Source organism: Pseudomonas sp. CFII68, from assembly GCF_000416195.1.
Classification (GTDB): Bacteria; Pseudomonadota; Gammaproteobacteria; order Pseudomonadales; family Pseudomonadaceae; genus Aquipseudomonas; species Aquipseudomonas kilonensis.
Genome location: NZ_ATLN01000053.1, coordinates 1 through 26283, shown reverse-complemented (window position 1 = coordinate 26283; position 26283 = coordinate 1). Strand labels below are relative to the sequence as shown.

Below are 26283 nucleotides of genomic sequence, written 5' to 3'. Positions count from 1 at the left end.
GCGACAGTTCTGTTGATGCCTGGGCCATTTTGTTCCTGATTATCCTGGTGGTGGGCACCGCAGTGTTCTGGGTCAGCCATCAATAGGTTCGAGCCGTTGCCGGCCACATGAAGGTCTCGCGTTCATGTGCCGGTTCGCCACCCGGGTCGTTATACTGGGTGGCGTATTACTTGGGGCGGGCGGGATGTCGAAGTTTATCTGCAGGCTATTGGGGCTGTTATGCCTGTCATTCTGGACGCAGGCCCAAGCCGCCCATGTGGTTTCTTCTTCCGAGGCGTTGCCTGGCAGTTCGACTGCTCCTTCGGTCGTGTTCCTGAACCCGGGCCACTCCACCGAACCCTTCTGGGTCAGCTACACCGAATTCATGCAAGCGGCGGCAAGCAAGCTGGGCTTGCGGCTGCGCGTGGAGTATGCCGGGCGCGATCCCCAACTGATGATTCGCCTGGCGCGCGAGGCCGTCACGGCGAAGGACCGTCCGGACTACCTGGTGTTGGTCAACGATCAATATGTCGCCCCGCGGATCCTGCAATTGGCGCAGGGCAGTGGGGTCAAGCTGTTCCTGGTGAACAACACGTTGACCAGCGATCAGACTCGCCTGCTGACAGAGAACGGTGCCGCACCTCCCGAGTTGCTCGGCAGCCTGGTGCCCAATGATGAGCGCAGCGGTTACCTGATGCTCAAGGAACTGTTGCGCCAATACGGACCGCTGGCACCTGGGCAGACCCTCGACTTGCTGGCTTTTTCCGGGAAGAAACTCACCCCTTCGGCGCAACTGCGCGAGAAGGGCCTGCTCCGGGCGCTGGCCGAGCACCCGCAAGTGCACCTGCGCCAGTTGGTCTATGGCGAGTGGAATCGCGAACGGGCTCATGAGCAGGCGAGCCAGTTGGTCAAGCGCTATCCGCAGACCGCGCTGGTCTGGTCGGCCAACGATGAAATGGCCCTGGGTGCCATGCAGGCGTTCGAGGCGGCGGGTCGCCAACCGGGCAAGGATGTGTTGTTCAGCGCCATGAACAGCTCCAGGGCGGCGCTCCAGGCCCGTATCGACGGGCGCTTGAGCGTGCTGTTCACCGGGCACTTCAGCTTGGGAGGGTGGGCCATGGTGCTGCTCCATGATCACGCCCGAGGCGTCGACCTCGCGCGTCATGGCGGTTACAACCAGCAGATCGACCTGATGCAATCGCTCGATCCGGCCCGCGCCCGCGCGTGGTTGAACATGAATCCCGCCAAGGACTATCGCCTGGACTTCAAGCGCTTCAGCCTGGTGTCTCACCCGGATGGCGAGCGCTATGCCTTTTCGCTCGATGCCCTGGGGCGGCGCTAGAGCGACTCAGATCGAGACGGGCGGTATGGCTGTTTCGTTTCGCAAGAGGCCCGGTTCCATATTTGCAGATCCGTTCTATACGCCCGCAAAGTACAACACCAGATTGACGATCCCATACAACGTCAACCCGAAAATCACCGTAAACAGGATGCCCAGCAGAATAAAGTGACTCGGCTTGCCGTGGGTGAAGTCGCGGGCGCGGTTTTTTCCGCTTTGCACGCCAAGGGCCGCCGCTCCCACGCTGTGGAGCATTTGCCAGAGGGTGGGCGCCTTATTTTCGCTTGGTTCGTCCATGATGCTCTCCATACACAAGGTCGTATGTGGAGAGCATAGCCAATCTCTGCAGGCTTAAATCCCTCATTACACAGTTTCCCATCGACCTATAACTATGTACCGCCCATGCGGTTCGCTAAACGGGTCTGCTGTCGCTTCATTCAAAGGAGCGATGTATGTCACCCAATTCCACACAGTCCCCGGAAAAAATACAGCCAAAGCCACGGGCCACGGAGAGTCTGCACGCGGACTTCCTGGAAGCCGCCATGCCGGCATGGCTCATCGAGGCTTCGACGCAACGCAGGCAGGCGATGAAGCAAGTCGGAACGCAGATGCCGGCCTGGTACGCGAACGCTTCGCCAGAGCAGCGCAAGGTCGTGGATGCCTGTTTTAAGGAAAGTCTTGCGGCACAGAATCAACTGGATAAAACCATGTCCTCATTCCAGGACATCGATACCTTTGCCAGGCCGCTGTTGGTTCAGGCACTGAAAGATCAATTCAAGATAGAGCTGGATGTCGACAAGACCTTGTTGTGCCTTAGACGAGCCACGGAAATGGGTGTGTTCAGGATAGAAATTGGTACGTTTGAGTTGTTGAAGCTGCCTATGCTGCAGGCCGCGCTGCACAACTTCGAAAGTTGGGAATGCGATCACGATGCCTACCACCATAGCTCTGGATTTGTCAGGGAAACGGGAACCCCTGACGCATACGCACCCGTGGCTCTGAGCCTGTCGGTAAGCCAATTCCTCACCCTGTGCCGTACCCTAGATATCGGTACCAAGTACCAGGCTTACCTCAAGTCGTTTTTTTACCCGGCTGACGCGGCGATCGAAACGACTTTGCGCCAGCACTTCATTGCCAGCCAGAAAACCGCGATGAGGGCCGCCGCCGAACAAGCGCTGCTGGCAAAGGATATCGAGCCCGGAGATCACGCGATGATTCTTTCGGTCATCGAGGGGGAGAACAACCCTTGGCTGGGCAAAAAACCGGTCTGGTTCGAAGACATGACCGTTATGAAGCAACGGCTGGTGGGCTGTGTTGCGTTCACGATTTGTGAAATGCATCGCTACAGCGATGAAACGATTCTCTACGTGCCTCATGACCCCGAACATCCGCTGAAGCGTTACAACGGCGATCAACTGAAAACACGCATCAAACAATTGCTTACCACGCCCGATACTGGGCAATCTCAAGACATCGGCCCCACGCCTTATCAACGTTTTTTCAGTCAGTTCGTGCCGTACGATATGCGGCCTTATTTCTTCAGTCAGTTTGTCCAGGAAGCGGCCCATTCACTAGGCGATACAGTGATTTCTATAGGCGAAACCATCAGCGATTCGCCATGGATGATTTTCATCGAGTCCACTAATCCAGCCTATAGCCTGACGTACATTAAAAATCCTGCCCCCAAACACCCAAAAATGCAGCGTGAATCTGATCCCTATATCGCAGCTTCGACGGTGAGCCGCAAAGGGCAAGCATTGTGGGACGATAACTTGGATCCATGGGACTACCTCTATGATCGACATCGTGAAAAGGTACTGGCCGATGCGCGCAGTCATGCGGTTCCAACGGATGATGTCGACACCAAGGCAAGGGATGCAAAGCTGGCCCATTTAATGGAGGAGGGTCTGTTTGCACTCAACCTGGTATCCATGTTCGTTCCGGTGTTGGGTGAGGTCATGATGGTGGTCATGGCGGGACAGCTTTTATACGAAACCCTTGAAGGGGCAGTCGAGTGGGGCGAAGGCGACAAACGGGCAGCCAAGGCTCACTTGATCGACGTCGCAGAAAACCTGGCGTTGATGGGCGCGATGGCCGGTGTGGGGGCCGGGGTCAGCAAGCTGGCCGCCATCAAGCCTGAACCGGTGATCGAGTGCCTTGAGCCTGTGACGTTGCCTGATGGCGAAACACGCTTGTGGAAGCCGGAACTGAGCAGCTATGAAAGCGCTGTAACACTCACCGATACGAGCACTCCGAACGCGCTGGGGCAATACGAAGTCGATGGGAAAACCCATATTCGTTTAGGGGGAAAGGTGTACGAGCAGTTTTTCGACGCATCGATCCACAAATGGCGAATCAAGCATCCAACGGACGAGGCGGCGTACCAACCTATCCTCCTGCATAACGGCAACGGAGCCTGGCGGCATTCGCTGGAGCGCCCGATGACGTGGGATCGCCTGACGCTGCTCAGGCGCATGGGCCATGAGACCGCGGCGTTTTCGGATGAGATGCTGCTCAGGCTCGTCGATGTCAGCGGCGTCAGCGATAACGCGCTACGCAAAATGCACATGGACCGAACGATGCCCCCTCCCGAGCTGAGGGATGCGATGCGGCTGTTCAAGGCGGATGCCGAGGCCGCGCAGGTGATTGATCAGTTGCAAGCTGCAGCAAATCTGGGAGGGTTAACCCGGCAGCAAGTTTTTGAAAGGATCTACAAGGGCACGGAACCTGTGGACGGTCGTATCAGGATTTTGCAGCGTGAGTGCCCAGGCCTTAGCGAGGCTGCCGCCCAGGAGGTCATCGCCCACGGTAGTGCTGCGGATCTCGCCCGTCTTGACGCAAGGCGCCGCGCGCCGTTGAGCATGCTCGAAGAGGCTCGCTGGTATGCACGACAAGGACGTCAGGTTCGGGCGTATGGGGGATTGCACAGCGACAATATCATTTCGGCGGACAGCCGACGCTTGGCATTGCATGCCCTGGAAAGACTGCCGGGCTGGCCCGTTACGCTGCGCCTGGAAGTGCGCGAGGGAAGCGACACGGGTGCGCTGCTCGAAAGTATCGGCGACAAGAATGCGCCTGAAAAAAAATACCTGATCAAAAACGGACCTGGCTATCAGGCCTTCAATGAGCTGGGTGACGAACCGGGTGGCATGCCCCGGCGGGGCGGCAACTTCTACCGTTCGATCCTGCAGGTTCTGCCCGCTGATGCGCGTTCCGCCCTGGGGCTGCCGGAGGGGAACGGCCCCGAGCTGCAACGCATGATCATCGATTACGCCTACCTGCATCGTGGGGACATGACCCAGCTCCTTGAAACCCCCGCCAAGCGCTTCAAACCACCGGTTCGCGTGAGCGCGACGCTCAAGGGGTATTACGCGAGCGGCCGGGGTAGGGGAATGCATCCTTCCATTGAGGCGCGGGTGGAGGCACTTTACCCCAGCGAGCCACAGGCCGAGGCGTTCATCAGGCAACAACGGGGCAAGACCGAACGGCAGATCTATTTGGAACTGCAAACGCGCCAGCGCGAGTGGGAGTCGCTCGACGGCACGCTTGAACAATGGCTGGGCGAGACGCTCGGCAGCCCGGCCGATGCGCATAAAAATAGGTTTGCGCAGGCGCTCAGGGACGGTTGGCGCAATCGCCCGTTAGCGCAAGAGTCCCCCGAAGGCGCGCGGCTGGTGCTTTCCTGTGAGGTGTCGCTGCCCCCAATAGCCACCCATTTTGCGCATGTACGGGAATTGTCGGTGATTGGCGGCGGCATGACAGACGCCAATGCGGATGCCTTCCTGGCACTTTTCCCTGGGGTCACGAAATTGGAGATTGGCCTCAGGGAATCCGGATTCCTCGATCTGTCCTTCGGGCACCCGCCGTTGACCACCTTGCCGCACGCGGTGAGCCAGATGCCAGGACTCACCAACTTGCGGTTTTCCACCGCTGCTGTCTCGCTGGCCGAGAGTTTTCCACAAAGGCTCTCTTCGCTGACTTCACTGGAGGTGCTGCACATCGATTACTCAGGTTTCGATCAGACCGCCATGCACAACCTTGACCTGACACCATTGAGCCGTTTGCGTACGTTGAAAATCGAGGCGCCTCAAACGTTATCGCAATGGCCTGAATACGTGCAGCGTCTTCCCCGGCTCGAACGCCTGGAGCTGTCGCGCACATCGATACGTACGCTGCCGGATGCAATATTCGAAGGGCACGAAAAGTTGTGGGCCGGGCTATCGCTGAATTGGTCAGCGCTGACTCCGCAAGCGTTCGCGCGCGCCTACCGGTACGTCAGCGAATACTCGGGAGCGTTCGGCCATTTGGTGGACGTGGATCAAATGGTGGACGGCTACTGTCGCGGGCAATTGCGCTTGCTGGTCGGGGAGGCCGAGTCTGTCGGGCGCCTGCCCGTGAAATTTGACAGTGCCTCCAATACTCCTCAGGAACGATTTGCTGCGGTAGAAGCACTCAGGGCTGAACACGATGGAATCTTTGCGCAGTTTTTTTTCGAGCCGACGGGGGCGGAAGATTTGTCATACGCCTTGCTTTCGCCAGTGTGGTGGGAGGGCGGAGGTCTGTTGTTTCGAGCGTTGCGAGACAGCTGGCGCGGTGCTGTACGCCAACGCCTGGGTTTGCCGACCGTAGGGGGCTCCTTGTTTGAGCTGCCGGCTTCCGGGTCTGCTCTTCCCGGTAAGCAGTTTGCGGCGCTCCCAGCGTTGCCGCCCGCAAGCTTCTCCCACGTAGAAACGCTGCGCTTGGGATCGTTGGATGTTTCCCCCCGACAGGCGCGCAACTTTTTCAGGGCCTTCAGCGGTACGCGAACATTGGAAATAAGCGGCAACGGCTTCACCGAGCTGCCTTTCGACGCCGAAGACTTGCCAGCCTTGACGCAACTCGATATGCGCAACAACAACCTGCTCGTCACGCCCACTGTTCAAGCGCAGTTCAATGGGTTGACGCTGCTTGAGCAACTGAATCTGGAAAACAACCCGCTCGAGACGCTTGATGTCAGTGCCTTGACCCGGCTCAAGGCACTGGGCCTCAAAGCCACCCAGTTGCGGGCTTGGCCAACCGGTGCCGAGAACCTGACGCAGCTTTCCTGGCTTGACTTGCGGGATAACCAACTGCAGTCATTCCCGCCAACAGTGCTGTCCAATGATGAAGTCCTGTTAAAGACCCATTTGGCCGGTAACCTCTTCAGCCCTGAAGGCGAGGCAGCCTTGAGTGCGGCATATCAGCGAGTCGAAGATGCAAGAGGGCTTCCCCATGGGGCATTGGCCCGATTTGCCAAGGAGTCTGTACCGGATCAATTCCCGCCGACGGAAACAAGCTGGTCGATCGCTCAACTTCTATTACCGCCGCCCGAGGCGTCGGCCATGGTCGAGGGGGATGCGGGACGCAAACTGCGCCTGCAGCGGCTGGATCCGATCCTGACCCAGGAACAGGCAGCCCTGAAGCTCGGGCAATGGCGTGAAAACGGGATGACCGAGACGCAGATCGACGACCAGGTCAGCCAGTGGCATCAATCGTGTGTCTCGCTGACTCGTCGGTTGAATGACTGGCTCTTCATCAGAGAAGTTCGAGTCGCAGGGGGCACCGTTTCCGCGCAAAGCCGCGCGCTGGCGGCCAAGAGCATCCGTGAGGTTTGGCAAGAGGGACTGATACGCCACGGTGGGGCAGGACAAACACTCAGCCTGCATGGCCTGCAATTGGGCGACTTGCCTGAGTTGGGTGTGCAATTTCCTGGCGTGACGACGCTGGAGCTTTCGGGTGTCTTGCTGACCGAACGGGGCTCAAACGGTTTCTTCGGTTCCTTTGCTCATTTGAATCGATTGGACCTGGGCGGCAATGAACTGACCGCCGTTCCGGATGCTGTCCTGCAAATGGAGCAATTGGAGCATCTGGGATTCGGTGATAACTACTTGCCGCCTGCGGCGGCTTACCCGTTATTGACAAACGGTCGCCTGCGTTCGCTTAACTTGACCATTAATAGACTGGTCACGTTCGATCCTCCGGATTTTGGCCAGATCGAAGCACTGGACCTCAGCTATAACGACATAGAAAGCTGGCCCAGCCAGCTATTGAACGCGCAAGAGCTGGGTGTGCTGAACTTGAGCGGCAACGAGTTTACTGATCTTCCGGCGGGGTTGCTGGATGGCAGCCACCAGAGGCTCGTGGACGGAATGGATTTGAGTGATAACGAAGACCTGTCGCTCAACACATTTTATGAACTCAGGGATTACCTTGAGTCAGGCAATCGCGAAGAGGTTTTAGGGTTTTCCCGAGACGAAATCGATAGCCTGATCGCTACGTCAGAGGCGCCACAAGACGATAGCTCGGACTTCAATGACGACTCCGATGGTGGCGCAGGCGCTAATGGCCGTCACGATCCACATGCTTCTGTCGCTGCGGTCGAACCTCTTCTTGATCCGACGGGCGACGCATCGGCCGAGGCGCTGAGTCCATGGCTGGTGGGCTCAAGCAGTGAACAAATCACGGTCCGGAGCCGGATCTGGGCGCAGTTGGCCGAAGAAAACGATCACGAGCGGTTCTTCCAATTGCTTGCGCTGTTGCCTGATACGTTCGATTTCAGGTTTGACCGGGCAGAACTGACGCGACGGGTCTGGAACATCATGGACGCTGCCAGCGAAAACAGCGAGTTGCGTCAGTTGCTGTTTCAAAACGCCGAAACCCACGGTACTTGCATCGATGGCCGCATCTTGACCTTTAGCGAGTTGGAAGTGCGTGTGTTTGTCTTTCAGGCCTTGCGTGACATTCCGCTGGACCGTCCCCTGCTCAGGGGCCAGGCGTTGCTGCGCTTGTCGCGGCAGTTGTTCCGGCTGGAGAGGGTCGAAACGTTGGCTGAAGCGGCTGGCCAGGGCAGGGATCGGGCGGAAGTGCGCTTGCGTTATCGCATTGGCCTGACGAGCGGATGGGGCGACGGCATCGATTTGCCGGGGCAGCCTACGCACATGGCGTTCGGCGCGCCGATCACTGGAGAACTGGCGGCGCGCACCCGCACCTCGATTCTTGAGGCAGAGCGCAGCGATGCGCTATTGGTGAGCATGGTGTCGCGTGACTACTGGACGACCTACCTGCAGGAGCGGCATCCAGAACAAATGCGCAATATCGAAGACGTTGTCGCCAATAGGCGTCATGAGCTCCTGGACGCACTGGAGGATCGCCGGGCTGATGGCGGAATCGATACGCCGCGGTACAACCTGGAACTCAATGCGTTGGGCCGAACAGTCGATGCCCTGCGCACGGAGAAGCTGGTTGAGTTGACGCGAAGCGAGTTGAACGATTTGCGAAGCACCGTTGGTGAAGCGGAGCAATCCGGTACCCGGTCACCCCAACCTGGACCGTCACGCCGCAACTGATCCGCAGTTGCGGATCTGAAGGCCGATCTGTCGATACCGGTGCCGTCGATGGGTCGGTTTGCTGATGTTAAAGCGTAGGCTTGTTTGCTGCTCTAGTGTCCTGTTTCGCAAATACGTTTCTTTTTTGGCGAGTGGCTGTTGTCGTCAGGCAAGGCGCCGCGACGAGTCATAGCCCGCTATGGCGAGGAGCGGCAACGCAGCATGACGACAACAGACGCCGTCAAAAAGGAACAGTATTTGTGATACAGGACACTAGCTACTGTCATATCTGACAGTAGTCGTCCCGGTTTAATGGGATCAGTCTTATGGCTCCTGTCTTCGCAAGGAAATACGCCATGAATACTGGAAATCCATTCTCTACGGCTGGGCGCTCCGGCCTGACAGCGCTGACGTTGGTACTTGCGCTGCCCGCACTGGTCAGCGCTGCAACCGATAGCCCCGAAAATTCGCCCCAAGCGACGTCGGCCAGTATATATGCCGATACAATCGGCAGCGCGCGCTTTGAGCGTTCGGCTATCAAGGTTGAGCAGGGGTACACGGTAGAAAGCGGCAATTTGTACACCCGCGATGGCGAAACAGGCTCGCTGGTGGTGGTCAGGTCGCCTGATGGTGCGGTCACCGCGATTGTCGATGAGCCTGGCAAGCGCGGTTTGTTGGTGGTCGATGCGCACGGGAAAAGCACTTTTACCCAAGAGCCGCCCGACGATTATATGACTCCCGATACCGTTGAGATGTCTGAGACTTCAGTGCCTGCGGTGGACAATTCAAAAGCTGGTGAGCCGCGCTATATCGATATGCTGGTGGCTTACACCGCCTATGCCTTGGGTCGATTGAATACAGACCCTATCGCCTTTGCTCTGGCACAACTGGAGACAGCCAATCTCGGCCTCAGGAATTCACGGGTTGAGAATCTTTCCTTGCGACTCGCCGCAGTTAATGTTTTTGACGTGGCCCACAATACTTCGGGGGACGGACTGATCGCTTGGCAGGATATGCTGGAGCCTTACAGAACCCTCTATAGCACTGACGTCAGTGCAGCTTACTCAGTGGCAGCAGGTGCGGGTGGAATAGCTTTTGCTCCTGGCTATACGAGCGTTAGCAACTGGGTACAACCAGCCGCTTTTCGACATGAAGTTGGGCACAATGCTGGCGGCGGAGACTGCAATAACAATCCGAGCAACTATAATTTTGGCTATAACAATGGAAAATCCTCTACTTACCTTTGCGGTAACAAGGTTCCCTATTATTCGACGCCGGCAGTCAAGGATACACATGGCTTGCCATTGGGCAATGCACAAACCGCCGATATGGCTCGTGTATGGCGAGAAAATGCGGCGCGAATGTCAGGCTACAATGCGGAGTTGCCAGGTCTACGTATGCTGGTTGTCAGTGGACTGCAAGATCAGGTGTCGACTTATCTCCGAGTCCCCGGCATTGAGCGACTTTACAGTGGGGGGATAGTTGCTCTGAATGCAAATATTGGTCCTACTCAGTTGACGCCCGGCACAGACGAGAAGTTTACGATGTTGAATGCGTCATTATTAAACGCCCAGGGTCAAGCGGTAGTCGTGAAGTTGCGGGGTGTCCGCACCGAAGAGGGGGGGGAGTACGCTTGGAGGGAGCATATGAACAGCAAGCGCTTTATTGGAGCGCTTAGCCAATGGCTTGGCCTCGAAATACAGTACGATGCACGGGACAATATGGCGCTCCCGCCGGGATATTACAATGGGATGTTGCAGTTGGAGGCTCGTAGACCTAATTCTGATTGGAAGCAGCCGATTAATGTTTTCATCTCTGTAAAAAAATAAATTGAAGAGATCGCGGCCTTCAGCAGCTATTGGATGGGTCTATCCATGCAATAGCTGCTGAAGGCCACAGTCTATCTGGGCTGAAAAGACCTTATATCAGTTGTCGTAACCGAGGTTTGGCGACAGCCAGCGCTCAGTCAAGCTCAAGTCCTGGCCCTTGCGCGCGGTATAGCTCTGCACCTGGTCCTTGTCGATCTTGCCCACGGCGAAGTATTGCGCCTGAGGGTGGGCGAAATACCAGCCGCTGACCGCCGCTGCCGGGAACATGGCGTAGTGTTCGGTGAGGAACACACCGCTGCGCCCGGCCTTCAGTTCGCTGGCCTCGGGGTCGAGCAGGCGGAACAGGGTGGCTTTCTCGGTGTGGTCCGGGCAGGCCGGGTAGCCGGGGGCAGGGCGGATGCCGGTGTATTGCTCTTTGATCAGGGCGTCATTGTCCAGGTGCTCGTCCTGGGCGTAACCCCAATGTTCCTTGCGCACCTGCTGGTGCAGCCATTCGGCACAGGCTTCGGCCAGGCGGTCGGCCAGGGCCTTGACCATGATCGAGTTGTAGTCGTCGCCGGCTTCCTGATAGGCCTTGGCGACTTCTTCGGCGCCGATGCCGGCGGTGGTAATGAAGCCGCCGACGTAGTCGGTCACGCCGCTGTTCTTCGGCGCGACGAAGTCGGCCAGGGAGAAGTTCGGCTTGCCATCGGTCTTGATGATCTGTTGGCGCAGGTGATGCAGGCGCGCCAGTGGCTTGCCATCGTCGCCGTAGACTTCCAGGTCATCGTCGTGCACCTGGTTGGCCGGCCAGAAGCCGAACACGGCGCGGGCGCTGATGAGTTTCTCGTCGATCAACTTGCGCAGCATCGCCCGGGCGTCGGCGTACAGCGCGGTGGCGGCTTCGCCGACCACTTCGTCGGTGAGGATGCGCGGATATTTGCCGGCCAGGTCCCAGGAAATGAAGAACGGTGTCCAGTCGATGTATTCGGCCAGGACGTTCAGGTCGATGTTGTCCAGCACCTTGGCGCCGGTGAAAGTCGGCTTGACCGGCTGGTAGCTGCTCCAGTCGAACTGTGGCTTCTTGGCCACGGCGGCGGGGTAGCTCAGGCGCTCGGTGCGGGCGCTGCGGTTGGAAGTACGCTCGCGCACTTCGATGTAGTCCAGGCGGGTTTTCTCGACGAACGCCGGCTTGAGTTCCTTGGACAGCAACTGGGTCGCCACGCCCACGGCGCGGGAGGCGTCGGTGACGTAGATCACCGCGTCGTTGCTGTACTTGGGCTCGATCTTCACCGCCGTGTGGGCCTTGGAGGTGGTGGCCCCGCCAATCATCAGCGGCAGGTGGAAGTCCTGGCGCTGCATCTCGCGCGCCACATGCACCATTTCATCCAGGGACGGGGTGATCAGCCCAGACAGGCCGATGATGTCGCATTTCTGCTCCTTGGCCACCTGCAGGATCTTCTCCGCCGGCACCATCACGCCCAAGTCGACGATGTCATAGCCGTTGCAACCGAGCACTACGCCGACGATGTTCTTGCCGATGTCATGCACGTCGCCCTTGACCGTGGCCATCAGGATCTTGCCCTTGGCCTCCGGCTTGTCGCCTTTTTCCGCCTCGATGAACGGGATCAGGTGGGCCACGGCCTGCTTCATCACGCGGGCGGACTTGACCACTTGGGGCAGGAACATTTTGCCGGCGCCGAACAGGTCGCCGACGATGTTCATGCCGGCCATCAGCGGGCCTTCGATGACCTCGATCGGCCGGGTGAAAGACAGTCGTGACTCCTCGGTGTCTTCAACGATGTGGGTGGTGATGCCCTTGACCAGCGCATGCTCCAGACGCTTGTTCACTTCCCAGCCGCGCCATTCCTCGGTTTCCGCTTCCTTGACGCTGCCGTCGCCCTTGTACTTGTCGGCGATGGCCAGCAAGGCGTCGGTGCCTTCTGGGGTGCGGTTGAGGATCACGTCTTCCACGGCGTCGCGCAGTTCCACCGGGATCTGGTCGTAGATCTCCAGTTGGCCGGCGTTGACGATGCCCATGGTCAGGCCCGCGCGGATTGCATAGAGCAGGAACACCGAGTGGATCGCCTCGCGCACCGGGTTGTTGCCGCGGAACGAGAAGGACACGTTGGAGACCCCGCCCGAGGTCAGCGCGTAGGGCAGTTCGTCGCGGATGTAGGCGCAAGCGTTGATGAAATCCACGGCATAGTTGTTGTGCTCTTCGATACCGGTGGCGACGGCGAAGATGTTCGGGTCGAAGATGATGTCTTCCGGCGGGAAGCCCACTTCATTGACCAGGATGTCGTAGGAGCGTTTGCAGATTTCCTTCTTGCGCGCCTCGGTGTCGGCCTGGCCGGCTTCGTCGAAGGCCATCACCACTACGGCGGCGCCGTAGCGCTTGCACAGCTTGGCGTGATGGATGAACTGCTCGACGCCTTCCTTCATGCTGATGGAGTTGACGATGCCCTTGCCCTGGATGCACTTGAGGCCGGCTTCGATCACTTCCCACTTGGAGGAGTCGATCATGATTGGCACGCGGGAGATGTCCGGTTCGCCGGCAATCAGATTGAGGAAGGTCACCATGGCCTTCTTCGAATCGAGCATGCCCTCGTCCATGTTGATGTCGATCACCTGGGCGCCGGCCTCGACCTGTTGCAGGGCCACTTCCAGGGCTTCGGTGTAGTTGTCTTCGCGGATCAGCCGGGCGAACTTGGCGGAACCGGTGATGTTGGTCCGCTCGCCCACGTTGACGAACAGCGAACTGCGATCGATGGTGAACGGTTCCAGGCCCGACAGGCGGCAGGCCCGCGGGATCTCCGGGATTGGCCGCGGCGCGTAGCCGGCCACGGCTTTGGCGATGGCTTCGATGTGCGCCGGGGTGGTGCCGCAGCAGCCGCCGACAATGTTCAGGAAACCGCTCTGGGCGAACTCTTCGATGACCTTGGCCGTTTCGGCTGGCAGTTCGTCGTATTCACCGAACTCATTGGGCAGGCCGGCGTTGGGGTGGGCCGATACGTGGGTGCTGGCCTTGTTCGACAGCTCTTCCAGGTACGGGCGCAATTCGCTGGCGCCGAGGGCGCAGTTCAGGCCCACGGAGATCGGCTTGGCGTGGGCCACCGAGTTCCAGAAGGCTTCGGTGGTCTGGCCCGAGAGGGTGCGGCCGGAGGCGTCGGTGATGGTGCCGGAGATCATGATCGGCAGTTCGACGCCCAGTTCTTCGTAGACCCCTTGCACGGCAAAGATCGCCGCCTTGGCGTTTAGCGTGTCGAAAATGGTTTCGATCAGGATCAGGTCGGCGCCGCCTTCGATCAGGCCCTTGGTGGCCTCGGTGTAGTTTTCCACCAGTTCGTCGAAGGTCACGTTGCGGTAGCCGGGGTTGTTCACATCCGGCGACAGCGAGCAGGTGCGGCTGGTCGGGCCGAGCACGCCGGCGACGAAGCGCGGCTTGTCCGGGGTTTCCAGGGTCTTGGCGTCGGCCACTTTACGGGCCAGGCGTGCGCCTTCCAGGTTCAGCTCGTAGGCCAGGCTCTGCATGCCATAGTCGGCCTGGGACACCTGGGTGGCGTTGAAGGTGTTGGTCTCCAGGATGTCGGCGCCGGCATCCAGGTAGGCTTTTTCAATGGCACCGATCACGTCGGGGCGGCTGAGCACCAGCAAATCGTTGTTGCCCTTGACGTCGCTCGGCCAGTCGGCGAAGCGCTTGCCGCGGTAGTCCTGTTCTTCCAGCTTGTAGCTCTGGATCATCGTGCCCATGCCGCCGTCGAGGATCAGGATGCGTTCCTTGAGGGCTTGCTGGAGAAGATAAAGGCGAGCGCTGCGATCAGACATAGGACTACCTGGAAAAAAAGACCATTACGAAGGCCGGGATGATAGCAAACCTGTGCAGGATTTGATCATGATGGGCTTTTGCATGAATATCGCTCATGTTTGCAAGGCGATGCTGGCCCGGTAGAATCGCCGGACTATCTCTTAGGGACCCGAGACATGCCGTACCGCGTCTTATTCGGCAGTCTGTTGCTGCTGTTGTGTTTTACCGCAGCCGCCGGGAGTCCCGCTCCCGCGATCTCCTACACTCGCGACGTCCAGCCGATCTTCACGGAAAAATGCGTGGCCTGTCATGCCTGCTACGACTCCGCTTGCCAGTTGAACCTGGGCAGCGGCGAAGGTGTGGCACGGGGAGCGAGCAAGCTGTCGGTGTACGACGGCGAGCGGCGCCAGGCGGCCGATCCGACTCGCTTGTTCTATGACGCCTCCGGCCCGCGCGCCTGGCAGCGCAAGGGCTTTTATTCAGTGCTCGACGCCCAAGGCAGCCAGGCTGCCCTGATGGCGCGCATGCTGGAGTTGGGCCACCGCACACCGTTGCAGCCCAACGCCAAGCTGCCGGAAGAGATCGTGCTGGGCCTCAATCGTGAAAACAGCTGCGCGATGCCGGATCAATTCAACGAATACGCAGGCAGCCATCCCAAGGAAGGCATGCCCCTGGCTGTCACCGGCCTGACCGACCAGCAATACCAGACCCTGCAACGCTGGCTGGCCGCAGGCGCCCCCATCGATCAGCAGGCCCTGGCGCCGAGTGCCGCCGAAGCCTTGCAGGTGGTGCAATGGGAAAACCTGCTCAATGCCCCGGGCGCCCGGGAAAGCCTGGTGGGCCGCTGGTTGTTCGAGCATTGGTTCCTGGCGCACATCTATTTCAAGGGCGGCGAGCCGGGGCATTTCTTCCAGTGGGTCCGTTCGCGCACGCCCACCGGCCAGCCCATCGACCTGATCAACACCCGCCGACCGAACGATGACCCCGGCACACGTGTGTATTACCGGCTCTGGCCGGTGCAAGGGGTGATCGTGCACAAGACTCACATCACCTACGGCTTGAGCGCGGCGAAGATGGCGCGGATCAAGAGCCTGTTCTACAGCGGCAAATGGCAGGTCTCCGCGTTGCCGGGCTACGGCCCGGAGCGCCGGGCCAACCCGTTTTCCACCTTCGAAGCGATCCCGGCCCAGGCGCGCTACCAGTTCATGCTCGATAACGCCGAGTATTTCGTGCGCACCTTCATCCGCGGGCCGGTGTGCCGGGGCCAGATTGCCACGGACGTGATCCGCGACAATTTCTGGGCGCTGTTCCAGGACCCCGAACACGACCTGTACATCACCGACCCGAACTACCGCGGCCAGGCCACGCCGCTGTTGGCGATGCCGGGGCAGAACGACGACGTGGGCAGCGTCGTCAGCCTGTGGCTCGACTACCGCGACAAGCGCAACGAGTATGAGGCCTTGCGCCGCGACAACTATGCCGAGCTGCCGGCGCCGAGCTGGTCGACGCTGTGGGCCGGTAACGACAACGCGCTGCTGAGCATTTTCCGGCATTTCGACAGTGCTTCGGTCACCAAGGGGTTGATCGGCGAAGTGCCGCAGACGATGTGGCTGTTCGACTTCCCGTTGCTGGAGCGCACCTATTACCAGTTGGCGGTGAATTTCGACGTGTTCGGCAACGTGTCCCACCAGGCCCAGACCCGGCTGTATTTCGACTTGATCCGCAATGGCGCGGAGCAGAATTTCCTGCGCCTGATGCCGGCTGACGCCCGGGAAGGCTACCTGGACGACTGGTACCAGGCCGGTGGCCAATTCAAGATGTGGCTCGATTACGAGGCCATCGACGATGACACGCCGACCGCCCTCAAGCTTGACGAACGCGACCCCAAGGGCGATTTCACCCAGCAACTGCTGGCCCGGTACGGCGAGCTGAATGCCCGTCCCGATCCGATCAACCGCTGTGACGGTGCCTACTGCTCGCGCCCGAACATCGACCCGGCGCTGCAAAACGCCGAACAGGCCCTCAGCCGCCTGGTGTCGCGCCCGGCGGCGGGGCTCAAGGTGATCGACCAACTGCCGGAAGCGACCCTGCTGCGCATCGAAACCGCCAGTGGCCATCGAGAGATCTACAGCCTGCTGCGCAACCGTGCCCACAGCAACGTGGCGTTCCTGCTGGGCGAGGAGCGGCGCTACCAGCTGGGGCTGGACACGCTGACGGTCTACCCGGGCGTGTTCAGCAGCTATCCGAACTTCATGTTCAACATTCCGGCCGGGCAAGTGCCGGCGTTCGTCGAGGCCATGCAAGGCGCCCAGGATGCGCCAGCGTTCGAGCGGATTGTCGAGCGCTGGGGCATTCGCCGCAGCCACCCGCAGTTCTGGTACTACTTCCACGACCTGAGCCAATACATCCAGGAGACGGAGCCCGTGGAAAGCGGTGTGTTGGACATGAATCGCTACCAGAACCTCTGATCGACAGCGCCGGCGGCAAACTCCGTGCCGCCAGGCGCTTTCCTGACAAAAATACTGGGACTTTGTCCGGCGCGATGATTGGCGTAAACTGCCGGCAAGCCTGCGAGGAGTTTCCATGACCGCCATTACCATTACCGATGCCGCCCACGATTACCTGGCCGACCTGCTGTCCAAGCAGAACACGCCTGGTATCGGGATCCGCATCTTCATCACCCAGCCCGGCACCCAGTACGCCGAGACGTGCATTGCCTACTGCAAGCCGGGGGAAGAAAAACCCGAAGACACCGCGCTGGGGCTCAAGAGCTTCACCGCGTACATCGACTCGTTCAGCGAAGCCTTCCTGGACGATGCGGTAGTCGACTACGCCACCGACCGCATGGGCGGCCAACTGACCATCAAGGCGCCGAACGCCAAAGTGCCGATGGTCAATGCCGACAGCCCGGTCAACGAACGCATCAATTACTACCTGCAGACCGAAATCAACCCGGGGCTGGCCAGCCACGGCGGCCAGGTTTCGCTGATCGACGTGGTGGAAGACGGCATCGCCGTGCTCCAGTTCGGTGGCGGCTGCCAGGGCTGCGGCCAGGCTGACGTCACCTTGAAGGAAGGCATCGAGCGCACCTTGCTCGAGCGCATTCCGGAACTCAAGGGCGTACGCGACGTGACCGACCACACGCAGAAAGAAAACGCCTACTACTGATTGTGGCGATACCATCTTGCGATCAGCTCGTAACCTGTGGGAGCGAGCTTGTGGGAGCAAGGCTTGCCCGCGATGCAAACACCTCGGTGTAGCTGATAGACCGAGGCGACGCCTTCGCGGGCAAGCCTTGCTCCCACAGGTTCGCTCCCACAGGGGGATCCAGGTGGATTCTCTGGCGAGTCAGGGTCTATAGAGATGCGCATGCCCGGCGCGGTACAGCGAAGACTCGCTGAACACATCGTTGCCCAGCACACGCCCCACCAGAATCAGCGCCGTGCGGCGAAAGCCCTTGGCGTGCACCTTTGCCGCGATATCGTCCAGCGTCCCCATCACCCAATCCTGATCCGGCCAGGTCGCCCGGTGGATGACCGCAATCGGGCAATCGGCGCCGTAGTGGGGTAGCAGTTCGTCGACGATTTTTTCCAGATGATTGACCCCCAGGTGAATCGCCATGGTCGCCCCGTGCTGCGCCAGGCTGCCCAGTTCTTCCCCGGCGGGCATCGGGCTTTTGTCGGCGTAGCGGGTGAGGATCAGGCTTTGGGAAATGTCCGGCAAGGTCAGTTCGGCGCCCAGCAGGGCGGCGCAGGCTGAGGTCGCGGTCACGCCCGGGATGATTTCGAAAGGGATGTCCAATTCCCGCAGGCAACGAATCTGCTCGCCAATGGCACCGTACAGGCTCGGGTCGCCGGAATGCACCCGGGCCACGTCCTGGCCCTTGAGATGGGCACTCTTGATCAATTCGATGATCTGTTCCAGATGCAGCTCGGCGCTGTTAATCACCTGTTCGGCACAGTGGCCTTCCAGGACGGCGGTCGGCACCAGCGAGCCGGCGTAGATGATCACCGCGCAGTGGCGGATCAGTCGCTGGCCTTTGACCGTGATGAGATCCGGGTCGCCGGGGCCGGCGCCGATGAAGTAAACGGTCATGACCGGCTCCTGTGAAAGGTGGGTGAGCGTCGCCCAGATGAAGATCGCTCATGATCCTGGGCGCCGATTATCGGGATTTACGCCACGACCGCCAATGCCAACGTGCTCTTGGGGCCTTTTTGGCGAGTAATCAGTAGCCTCGCGGGCGGTGTGCCCAAGTGGTCGGCCAAGGCCAGGGCGGCGCTTTCGGCGATGCCGTAGCAACCGGTGCGCTCGAAGGCGATCTCGGAGCGGTGACTGAGCCGCTGCTCGTAGCTGGCCAACTGTTCGACACTGAAACAGGTCAGCGGCAGGGCCAGTTGCCCGGCCAGCTCCAGCAGCCCGGGCTCGTCACGTTTGAGGTCGATACTGGCCAGGGCCCGTACCCGATGAAGTTCGATGCCGTGGGCCAGCAGCGTCTTGTCGAGCAAGGCCCGCAGCGTGCTGGCCGGGCAACCACGCTGGCAGCCCAGGCCGATCACCAGGATCGGCTCGGCGCTCATGCGTCGTGGTGGGCTTGGCCGTCACGGCGAAACAGCCAGGCGCTGATCAGGCCCAGGGCCAGCCAGAACGCGACGTTGGTCAACTGCGAGGCGATCTTGAACTGGCTCTCAAGCGCTTCGGGCGCCAGCATCGAGTGGACTTCGGGCTGCGGTGCGCCGATGACGTGGGGCACCAGCAACGTCGCCACGCCCAACAGCTTGAGCAGCCAATGCCGGCCGAAGGCGATCAAGGCAATGCCCACCGCCGTGGACGCCGCGGTGCCGATCCACCACATCTGCCGTTGGGCCAGGTCGGCCGCTGCGGTGCCAGGCAGTTCCGGTGGCAGGCCAAGTGTCGGCGCCAGGACGAAAGTGGCATAGCCGGCCAGGCCCCAGAGCAGGCCTTGGGACGTGCGAGTCGGTGCGCGCAAGGTGTACAGGCCCGCTAGCATCAGGGCAAAACCCACGGCGACTACCAGGTTACCGCCGGTGGTGGACAGCACGCGCTGCCAACCGTCTTCCGGCTCCCAGGCCTCGGCATCATGGGTATGAGCCGCCCCGTCGGCGTGTTCATGGACCTCGGTCGCCGGAGCCTTCTCGAAGGTTTCCGCCTGGAGAATCAGCGGCGATACCCAGAAACTTTGCAGCAGGGTCAGCAGCAGGGCGGCCAGCAAGCCGCTGAAACCGGCGGTCTGCGCGATACGCTTGATCATGTCGTCAGTTCTCAATGGCACGGGAAGGCGGCGCTGTGACGGGTATCGTGAGCGGCGTTGTGCACCGCTTCGATGTGGGAGAAACCGGCGAAATAGACCAGCCCTGCGCCCAGGATCGAAGCAAGGATCGCGGCGCTCAGGCGTTGGCTCAGGGTGGTGGTGCTGCTGGCGGTGCGGGCGGTGCTGCTGATGGTCGACATGGCGCTTCCCTCTGTTCTTGTTCAGTGGGTATTCGAGCGCGATGAGACCCCGGGCGAAAGCCCACCAAGGTTCGAACAGCGCCCGCCCACCGCGGGTTTGTTGATGCATGAGTCATGGGCCGGTCTCCGGGCTCGCGAGGGGCCGGGCTTGCGCCTGGCCTGCAAGCGTCACCTTCCCATGTCCTGGGACACAGTGGTTCAGACGCTTCGCTCGCTTACCGTTGCGGGGGCAGCACCGGACTGACGTGGCCTTGAAGTAAAGCACACGATTCACCGGTTTCCCGTTTCACCCTGTGAAGGGCACCCATAACTAGGCGCACAGGAGAGCATGGGCGGGGCTGGGTCGTCAATGTACAAGGGGCGCGGCGAGCATGCTGTTGTGGCGAGGGAGCTTGCTCCCGCTGGGCAGCGCAGCGGCCCCCCGGCTCTTTACGGTCGCTGCGCAACCGAGCGGGAGCAAGCTCCCTCGCCACAACAGCGTCCTGCATATTACTTGCGGAGATTGACCCGCCCCCACACCCTGCGTAGCCTTGCGCCTTCGAGGTTCTTCGGCACGTGCCGGAGCTAAGAAGGGAACGCGGTCCAAGCCGCGGCTGCCCCCGCAACTGTGAACGGTGCTGTTTCTGCAAGGCCACTGTGCATGCCTTTAAAACGGGCGCACGGGAAGGCGCAGCAATTGCCAGTCGAAAGATTGGCCCGCCGTCAGCCAGGAGACCTGCCTCGAGACAGATTCTCACTACAACCGGGCGGGGTGATCCGGTGGCGAAATCTTCCGCGCGCGCCTGTGCCAGCGGTTGTCGTCCCGTTTGCCCGCCACCTTGCCAAAGGGCATCCGATGAAAACACTGGCCAAACTCCCCGTCACCATCGTCACCGGTTTCCTCGGCTCGGGTAAAACCACCTTGCTGCGGCACATGCTCGACAACGCCCAGGGCCGCCGTATCGCCGTGATCGTCAACGAATTCGGCGAGCTGGGCATCGACGGCGAGATCCTCAAGCAGTGCTCCATCGGCTGCACCGAAGAAGAAGCCAACGGCCGCGTCTATGAACTGGCCAACGGCTGCCTGTGCTGCACGGTGCAGGAAGAGTTCTTCCCGGTGATGCGCGAACTGGTGGCCCGGCGTGGCGACCTCGACCACATCCTCATCGAAACCTCCGGCCTGGCCCTGCCCAAGCCGCTGGTCCAGGCCTTCCAATGGCCGGAAATCCGCAGCGCCTGCACCGTCGATGCAGTGATCACCGTGGTCGACAGCCCGGCCGTGGCCGCCGGTACCTTTGCCGCGTTCCCCGACCAGGTCGATGCCCAGCGCAAACTCGACCCGAACCTGGACCACGAATCGCCGCTGCACGAACTGTTCGCCGACCAACTGGCGAGCGCCGACCTGGTGATCCTCAACAAGGCTGACCTGATCAGCCCTGAAGACCTGGCCAAAGTTCGCCTGGAAGTCGCCGAAGAGCTGCCACCGGCGGTCAAGGTCATCGAAGCCAGCAGCGGTCGCCTGCCGCTGGACGTACTGATCGGCCTGGGCGCTGGTTCCGAAGAACACATCGACGGCCGCCACAGCCATCACGACCATCACCACGATGGCGACGATGATGACCACGATCATGACGCCTTCGATTCCATTTCCATCGAACTGCCCCAGGCTGACGAAAGCCTGCTGCTCGACGCGTTGACGCAACTGGTGGTCCAGCACGGCGTACTGCGAGTCAAGGGTTTCGCGGCGATCCCGAACAAGCCGATGCGCCTGTTGATCCAGGGCGTCGGGACGCGGTTCGACAAGCATTTCGACCGCCAGTGGGGCGCCGAGGAAGCGCGGGTCACCCGTCTGGTGCTGATCGGCCAGGCGCTTGACGCCGCCCTGCTCGAAGCGCAGTTGCGCGCCGCCCTCGGGGCCTAAGTCATGCACCTGCTCAGGACCCAGCCCGGCGGTTTCGTGTCGGATGACAACATCGCCGACCTGGGGCAAACCCCCGCCGAACTGGTGATCCTGTGCAGCGGCGACTCCAGCCTGGCGCTGTTGGCCGAAGCGGCGAAGCAGTTGCCGGGCGATTATCCGCAGTTTCGCCTCGCCAACCCGATGCAGGTGCAGAACCACGCCTCGGTGGATCTGTATGTCGAAGACGTGCTGCAACACGCCAAGGTCATCCTGTTGTCGCTGCACGGCGGCATCGGCTATTGGCGCTACGGCATCGAGCGCCTGATGGAACTGGCCGGGCGCGGGGTGAAGCTGATCCTGGTGCCGGGGGATGATCGTCCGGACCCGGAACTCAGTGACCTGAGCAACGTGCCCTGCGAAGACCGCGACCGGCTCTGGCAGTTCTTGCGCCAGGGCGGGCTGGGCAATGCCCTGGACCTGTTCTACAACCTCGGCAGCCAATGGTTTGGCCGCGATTATCCGTGGGCCGAGCCGCAGGCCTTGCCACGCACGGCCATCTATCACCCGGCGAAAACCAGCGCCAACCTCGATGATTGGCAAGCCGACTGGAGCGCCGGGCAACCGGTGGCGGCGGTGCTGTTTTATCGCTCCCACCTGCAAGCGGCGAACACCGCGTTCATCGACGTGTTCTGCCAGCGCCTGCAAGCGGCGGGGCTCAATCCGCTGCCGATTGCCGTGGCCAGCCTCAAGGAGCCTGGTTGCCTCGCACTTGTAGAGGACTGGCTGGACGAGGTGCAGGCGGGCGTGATCCTCAACACCACCGGCTTCGCTCAATCCAGCCCCGAAGCTCCGCACTTGCGACCGTTTCGCCGCAATATCCCGGTGATCCAGGCGATCTGCGCCCAGGACAACGAACCCGGCTGGCGTGCCAGCGAGCAGGGCCTGGGACCGCGGGACCTGGCGATGCACATTGCCTTGCCGGAACTGGACGGACGGATCATCAGCCGCCCGATCAGTTTCAAGGACCTGGCCTGGCGCAGCGAGCGCAGCCAGAGCGACGTGGTCTGCTACCGGGCCGCGCCCGAGCGCATGGATTTTGTCGCCGAACTGGCCCGACGCTGGACCACCCTGGCGCGCTTGCCCAATGCCCAGAAGCGTGTGGCGCTGATCCTCGCCAACTACCCGACCCGCGACGGTCGCATCGGCAATGGCGTCGGCCTGGACACCCCGGCAGCAGCGTTGAATATCCTCCGGGCCCTACAGGTCGAAGGTTATCCATTGCCGGCTGAACTGCCGGCGAGCGGCACCGCGTTGATCCAGCAATTGCTCGGCGGGGTCAGTAACGACCTCGACCGCCTCGACTTGCGTCCCTGTCACCAGAGCCTGGCCCTTGCCGAGTACCAGGCCTTGTTCGACGCACTGCCCGAAGCCAATCGCCAAGCGGTGCTGGCGCGCTGGGGCTCGCCCGAGCAGGACCCGATGTGCCGCGAGGGGCGCCTGATGGTCGCCGGCCTGCGCCTGGGCCTGACGTTCGTTGGCATCCAGCCGGCGCGGGGTTACCAGGTCGATCCGAGCGCGGTGTACCACGACCCGGACCTGGTGCCGCCCCACGGTTACCTGGCGTTTTATTTCTGGTTGCGCCACACCTACGGCGTCCATGGGGTGATCCACGTCGGCAAGCACGGCAACCTCGAATGGCTGCCGGGCAAGGGCGTCGGGCTGTCGGAAAACTGCTGGCCGGACGTGCTGTTGGGGCCGCTGCCGAATATCTATCCGTTCATCGTCAACGACCCGGGTGAGGGCGCCCAGGCCAAGCGTCGCACCCAGGCGGTGATCATCGACCACTTGATGCCGCCGCTGACCCGGGCCGAAACCTATGGGCCGCTGCGTAACCTCGAGCTGCTGGCGGACGAGTACTACGAGGCGCAATTGCTCGATCCGCGCCGTGCCCGGGAGCTGCAACGGGACATCCTCAACCTGGTGCGCGAGACCCACATCGACCGCGAACTGCAACTCGATGCCGGTCTGGACAGCGACGCCGACGCGGCGATCTGGCTGCCACGCCTGGACACTTACCTGTGCGACTTGAAGGAGTCGCAGATCCGCGACGGCCTGCATATTTTTGGCGAGTCGCCCAGTGGACGACTGCGCATCGACACCTTGCTGGCGTTGCTGCGCATTCCCCGGGGCGACGGCAAAGGCGCGCAGTCGAGCTTGTTGCGGGCGCTGGCCAAGGCGTTCGGGCTGGGTTTCGACCCGCTGGATTGTGCCTTGGCCGAACCCTGGACCGGCGACTGTCCCGAGGCGTTGCGTCAGGTCAGCGCCGAGCCTTGGCGCACCGCCGGCGATACCCGCGAGCGCCTGGAGCTGTTCGCTGTGCAGTTGATCGAGCAGGCGCTGGACGGTGCGGTGGGGCAACTCGACGCGCCAGGCTGGGAGGTGGTGGGCAGCATCATTGAAAACCTGCGATCCGTCGTGGCCCCGCGCCTGGACGCCTGCGGTCCGGCGGAAATGCGCGGCTTGCTCGATGCCTTGAGCGGGCGCTTCGTGCCGGCCGGTCCCAGCGGTGCGCCGAGCCGCGGCCGCCTCGACGTGCTGCCCACCGGGCGCAACTTCTTTTCGGTGGACGTGCGCAACCTGCCCACCACCACGGCGTGGCGTATCGGTTTCCAGTCGGCGAACCTGATCCTTGAGCGGCACTTGCAGGACCACGGCGATCACCTGCGCCAGCTCGGCCTGTCAGTGTGGGGCACCGCGACCATGCGCACCGGCGGTGATGACATCGCCCAGGCCGGCCTCGGGTCGATGTCACGTTGCGCGTGTCCGGCTTCTTCCGTGACGCCTTTGCCAACCTGATTCGCTTGTTCGATGCCGCCGTGCAGGCCGTCGCCGCACTCGATGAGCCGGACGACATGAACCCCTTGGCGGCCAAGGTGCGTGGCGAACGCGAAGCCCTGCTGGCATCGGGTCTTGAGCCGGAAGCCGCGGCGCGCCAGGCCGGCTGGCGGATCTTCGGCGCCAAGCCCGGTGCCTATGGCGCGGGCGTGCAGGGCGCGATTGACGGGCGCTTGTGGCAGAGCCGCGAGGATCTGGCCGAGGTGTACCTGAACTGGGGCGGTTACGCCTACGGCGCCAGCGATGAAGGCACGGCCGCCCGGGAGCAGTTCTCCCGGCGCTTGAGCCAGGTGCAGGCGGTGTTGCAGAACCAGGACAATCGCGAGCACGACCTGCTCGATTCCAACGATTACTACCAGTTCCAGGGCGGCATGCTGGCGGCGGTCGAGACCCTCAGTGGTGATGCGGCGGCCAGTTACCATGGCGATCACAGCCAGCCAGACTTGCCCAGGATCCGCACCCTGAAAGAAGAGCTCAATCGCGTCATCCGTTCCCGCGCAGCGAACCCGAAGTGGATCGACGGCGTGAAGCGGCACGGCTATAAAGGCGCCTTCGAACTGGCGGCGACGGTGGACAACCTGTTTGCCTTCGACGCCACCACCCGGTTGATCGACGATCACCAGTACGCCTTGCTGGCCGATGCCTACCTGCTCGACCCGGACACCCGGGATTTCGTCCGCGAGCACAACCCCGACGCCCTGCGGGACATGACCGAGCGCATGCTCGAAGCGCAGCAGCGGGGGATGTGGCAGGATCCAGGCGAGTATCGCGAGGCGTTGGAAAATTTGTTGTTGGACATTGAAGAAGATGGCTGACATGCCTACTGAGCAGGCGAGACACAACCCCTGTGATGGGTTGACCTGTGGCAAAGGGATTTATCTCCACCCTGTGGGAGCAGGGCTTGCCCGCGATGGTCGCGCCGCGGTTTAGCAGCTAAACCGCGTTTTCGTTCATCGCGGGCAAGCCTTGCTCCCACAAGTCCCCTTTTGACATTGACGTTACCGACCACCCTTGAGAATTAGATATGACCCACACCCCCCATTTCCCGCTCTGCGCCGTGGTCGGTGCCGATGATCTGAAACTGGCCCTGTGCCTGGCCGCGATCGATCCGAAAATCGGCGGTGTGCTGATCGAAGGGCCGCGAGGCATGGCCAAGTCCACACTGGCCCGGGGCCTGGCGGACCTGCTGGCCAGCGGTCAGTTCGTCACCTTGCCCCTTGGTGCTACCGAAGAGCGGCTGGTGGGTACCCTGGACCTGGACGCAGCGCTGGGGGAAGGGCGCGCGCAGTTTTCTCCCGGCGTGTTGGCCAAGGCCGACGGTGGCGTGCTGTACGTCGATGAAGTGAACCTGCTGCCCGATCACCTGGTGGACTTGCTGCTCGATGTGGCCGCCAGCGGCATCAACCTGATCGAGCGCGACGGCATTTCCCATCGGCATCCGGCGCGGTTTGTGCTGATCGGCACGATGAACCCGGAGGAGGGTGAGTTGCGGCCTCAGTTGCTCGACCGTTTTGGCTTGAACGTCGCCCTCAACGGTCACACTGCACCGACTGAACGCGGTCAGATCATCCGGCGACGGCTGGATTTCGACAGCGATCCGCTGGCGTTCTGCGTGGCGTGGGAGACGGCCCAGCAGCAGTTGCGTGACCGTTGCCAACAGGCGCGCGACCGCTTGGCCGGGATCGCCCTGGATGACGCGGCGCTGGCGCAGATCACCGAGCGCTGTTTTGCCGCCGGGGTCGATGGCTTGCGCGCCGACCTGG

General features: G+C 61.4%; 13 protein-coding genes, 1 pseudogene and 2 riboswitches. Of the genes and pseudogenes, 8 read left to right on the top strand and 6 right to left on the bottom strand.

All coding sequences use genetic code 11. The features are described from left to right. Positions 1–184: 184 nt before the first annotated feature. Positions 185–1321, top strand: a complete 1137-nt coding sequence (locus CFII68_RS17815) for an ABC transporter substrate-binding protein (RefSeq protein ID WP_018604758.1) — start codon at positions 185–187, stop codon at positions 1319–1321. Positions 1322–1396: 75 nt separating this feature from the next. Here CFII68_RS17815 and CFII68_RS17820 read toward each other — a convergent pair whose 3' ends face one another. Then, a complete protein-coding gene (locus tag CFII68_RS17820) occupies positions 1397–1615 on the bottom strand; it encodes a DUF2970 domain-containing protein (protein WP_018604755.1) in 219 nt (72 codons plus the stop codon). Between the two features lie 155 nt (positions 1616–1770). On the opposite strand from CFII68_RS17820, the gene CFII68_RS17825 reads away from it, so the two are divergent. Continuing rightward, the gene (locus CFII68_RS17825) at positions 1771–8682 is read left to right on the top strand and encodes an NEL-type E3 ubiquitin ligase domain-containing protein (protein ID WP_018604752.1); all 6912 of its coding nucleotides are present in this window, start codon (positions 1771–1773) and stop codon (positions 8680–8682) included. 335 nt (positions 8683–9017) lie between these two features. After that, positions 9018–10490: a hypothetical protein gene (locus CFII68_RS26300; protein WP_018604750.1), complete on the top strand. Its 1473-nt coding sequence runs from the start codon at positions 9018–9020 to the stop codon at positions 10488–10490. 96 nt (positions 10491–10586) lie between these two features. Here CFII68_RS26300 and metH read toward each other — a convergent pair whose 3' ends face one another. Then, the gene (gene metH / locus CFII68_RS17830; RefSeq protein ID WP_018604748.1) at positions 10587–14297 is read right to left on the bottom strand and encodes a methionine synthase; all 3711 of its coding nucleotides are present in this window, start codon (positions 14295–14297) and stop codon (positions 10587–10589) included. Between the two features lie 156 nt (positions 14298–14453). Between metH and CFII68_RS17835 the strand changes: the two genes are divergently transcribed. Beyond that, entirely contained in the window at positions 14454–16745 is a 2292-nt protein-coding gene (locus tag CFII68_RS17835; RefSeq protein ID WP_018604746.1) for a fatty acid cis/trans isomerase, read from the top strand. A gap of 115 nt (positions 16746–16860) precedes the next feature. After that, complete coding sequence (gene nfuA, locus CFII68_RS17840; RefSeq protein WP_003182850.1) at positions 16861–17445, top strand: Fe-S biogenesis protein NfuA; 585 nt, start codon at positions 16861–16863, stop codon at positions 17443–17445. 180 nt (positions 17446–17625) lie between these two features. On the opposite strand, the gene cobM is transcribed toward nfuA, so the two are convergent. The 4 genes from cobM to CFII68_RS17860 all read right to left on the bottom strand — a co-directional run bounded on the left by cobM (position 17626) and on the right by CFII68_RS17860 (position 19746). Then, positions 17626–18372, bottom strand: a complete 747-nt coding sequence (gene cobM, locus CFII68_RS17845) for a precorrin-4 C(11)-methyltransferase (RefSeq protein WP_018604742.1) — start codon at positions 18370–18372, stop codon at positions 17626–17628. Between the two features lie 77 nt (positions 18373–18449). Next, complete coding sequence (locus CFII68_RS17850; RefSeq protein ID WP_018604740.1) at positions 18450–18854, bottom strand: cobalamin biosynthesis protein; 405 nt, start codon at positions 18852–18854, stop codon at positions 18450–18452. Beyond that, positions 18851–19546, bottom strand: coding sequence for a CbtA family protein (locus CFII68_RS17855; RefSeq protein ID WP_018604738.1), 696 nt, complete (start codon positions 19544–19546; stop codon positions 18851–18853). Before CFII68_RS17855 ends, CFII68_RS17850 begins: the two co-directional genes overlap by 4 nt. An 11-nt stretch (positions 19547–19557) precedes the next feature. Beyond that, positions 19558–19746, bottom strand: coding sequence for a CbtB-domain containing protein (locus CFII68_RS17860; protein WP_014338677.1), 189 nt, complete (start codon positions 19744–19746; stop codon positions 19558–19560). Between the two features lie 99 nt (positions 19747–19845). Continuing rightward, positions 19846–20069, bottom strand: a riboswitch (cobalamin riboswitch). Between the two features lie 201 nt (positions 20070–20270). Next, positions 20271–20484, top strand: a riboswitch (cobalamin riboswitch). 97 nt (positions 20485–20581) lie between these two features. Between CFII68_RS17860 and cobW the strand changes: the two genes are divergently transcribed. The 3 genes and pseudogenes from cobW to CFII68_RS17870 all read left to right on the top strand — a co-directional run. Beyond that, positions 20582–21646, top strand: a complete 1065-nt coding sequence (gene cobW / locus CFII68_RS17865; RefSeq protein WP_003200209.1) for a cobalamin biosynthesis protein CobW — start codon at positions 20582–20584, stop codon at positions 21644–21646. 3 nt (positions 21647–21649) lie between these two features. After that, positions 21650–25335, top strand: a pseudogene (gene cobN, locus CFII68_RS0125910) (cobaltochelatase subunit CobN). Between the two features lie 209 nt (positions 25336–25544). Continuing rightward, positions 25545–26283: ATP-binding protein (locus CFII68_RS17870; RefSeq protein WP_018604729.1), on the top strand; the 739-nt coding region annotated here is incomplete at its 3' end.

Coding starts and splice junctions, on each gene's coding strand:
- CFII68_RS17815 (WP_018604758.1), top strand. CDS start 185: ATGTCGAAGTTTATCTGCAGGCTATTGGGGCTGTTATGCCTGTCATTC.
- CFII68_RS17820 (WP_018604755.1), bottom strand. CDS start 1,615: ATGGACGAACCAAGCGAAAATAAGGCGCCCACCCTCTGGCAAATGCTC.
- CFII68_RS17825 (WP_018604752.1), top strand. CDS start 1,771: ATGTCACCCAATTCCACACAGTCCCCGGAAAAAATACAGCCAAAGCCA.
- CFII68_RS26300 (WP_018604750.1), top strand. CDS start 9,018: ATGAATACTGGAAATCCATTCTCTACGGCTGGGCGCTCCGGCCTGACA.
- metH (WP_018604748.1), bottom strand. CDS start 14,297: ATGTCTGATCGCAGCGCTCGCCTTTATCTTCTCCAGCAAGCCCTCAAG.
- CFII68_RS17835 (WP_018604746.1), top strand. CDS start 14,454: ATGCCGTACCGCGTCTTATTCGGCAGTCTGTTGCTGCTGTTGTGTTTT.
- nfuA (WP_003182850.1), top strand. CDS start 16,861: ATGACCGCCATTACCATTACCGATGCCGCCCACGATTACCTGGCCGAC.
- cobM (WP_018604742.1), bottom strand. CDS start 18,372: ATGACCGTTTACTTCATCGGCGCCGGCCCCGGCGACCCGGATCTCATC.
- CFII68_RS17850 (WP_018604740.1), bottom strand. CDS start 18,854: ATGAGCGCCGAGCCGATCCTGGTGATCGGCCTGGGCTGCCAGCGTGGT.
- CFII68_RS17855 (WP_018604738.1), bottom strand. CDS start 19,546: ATGATCAAGCGTATCGCGCAGACCGCCGGTTTCAGCGGCTTGCTGGCC.
- CFII68_RS17860 (WP_014338677.1), bottom strand. CDS start 19,746: ATGTCGACCATCAGCAGCACCGCCCGCACCGCCAGCAGCACCACCACC.
- cobW (WP_003200209.1), top strand. CDS start 20,582: ATGAAAACACTGGCCAAACTCCCCGTCACCATCGTCACCGGTTTCCTC.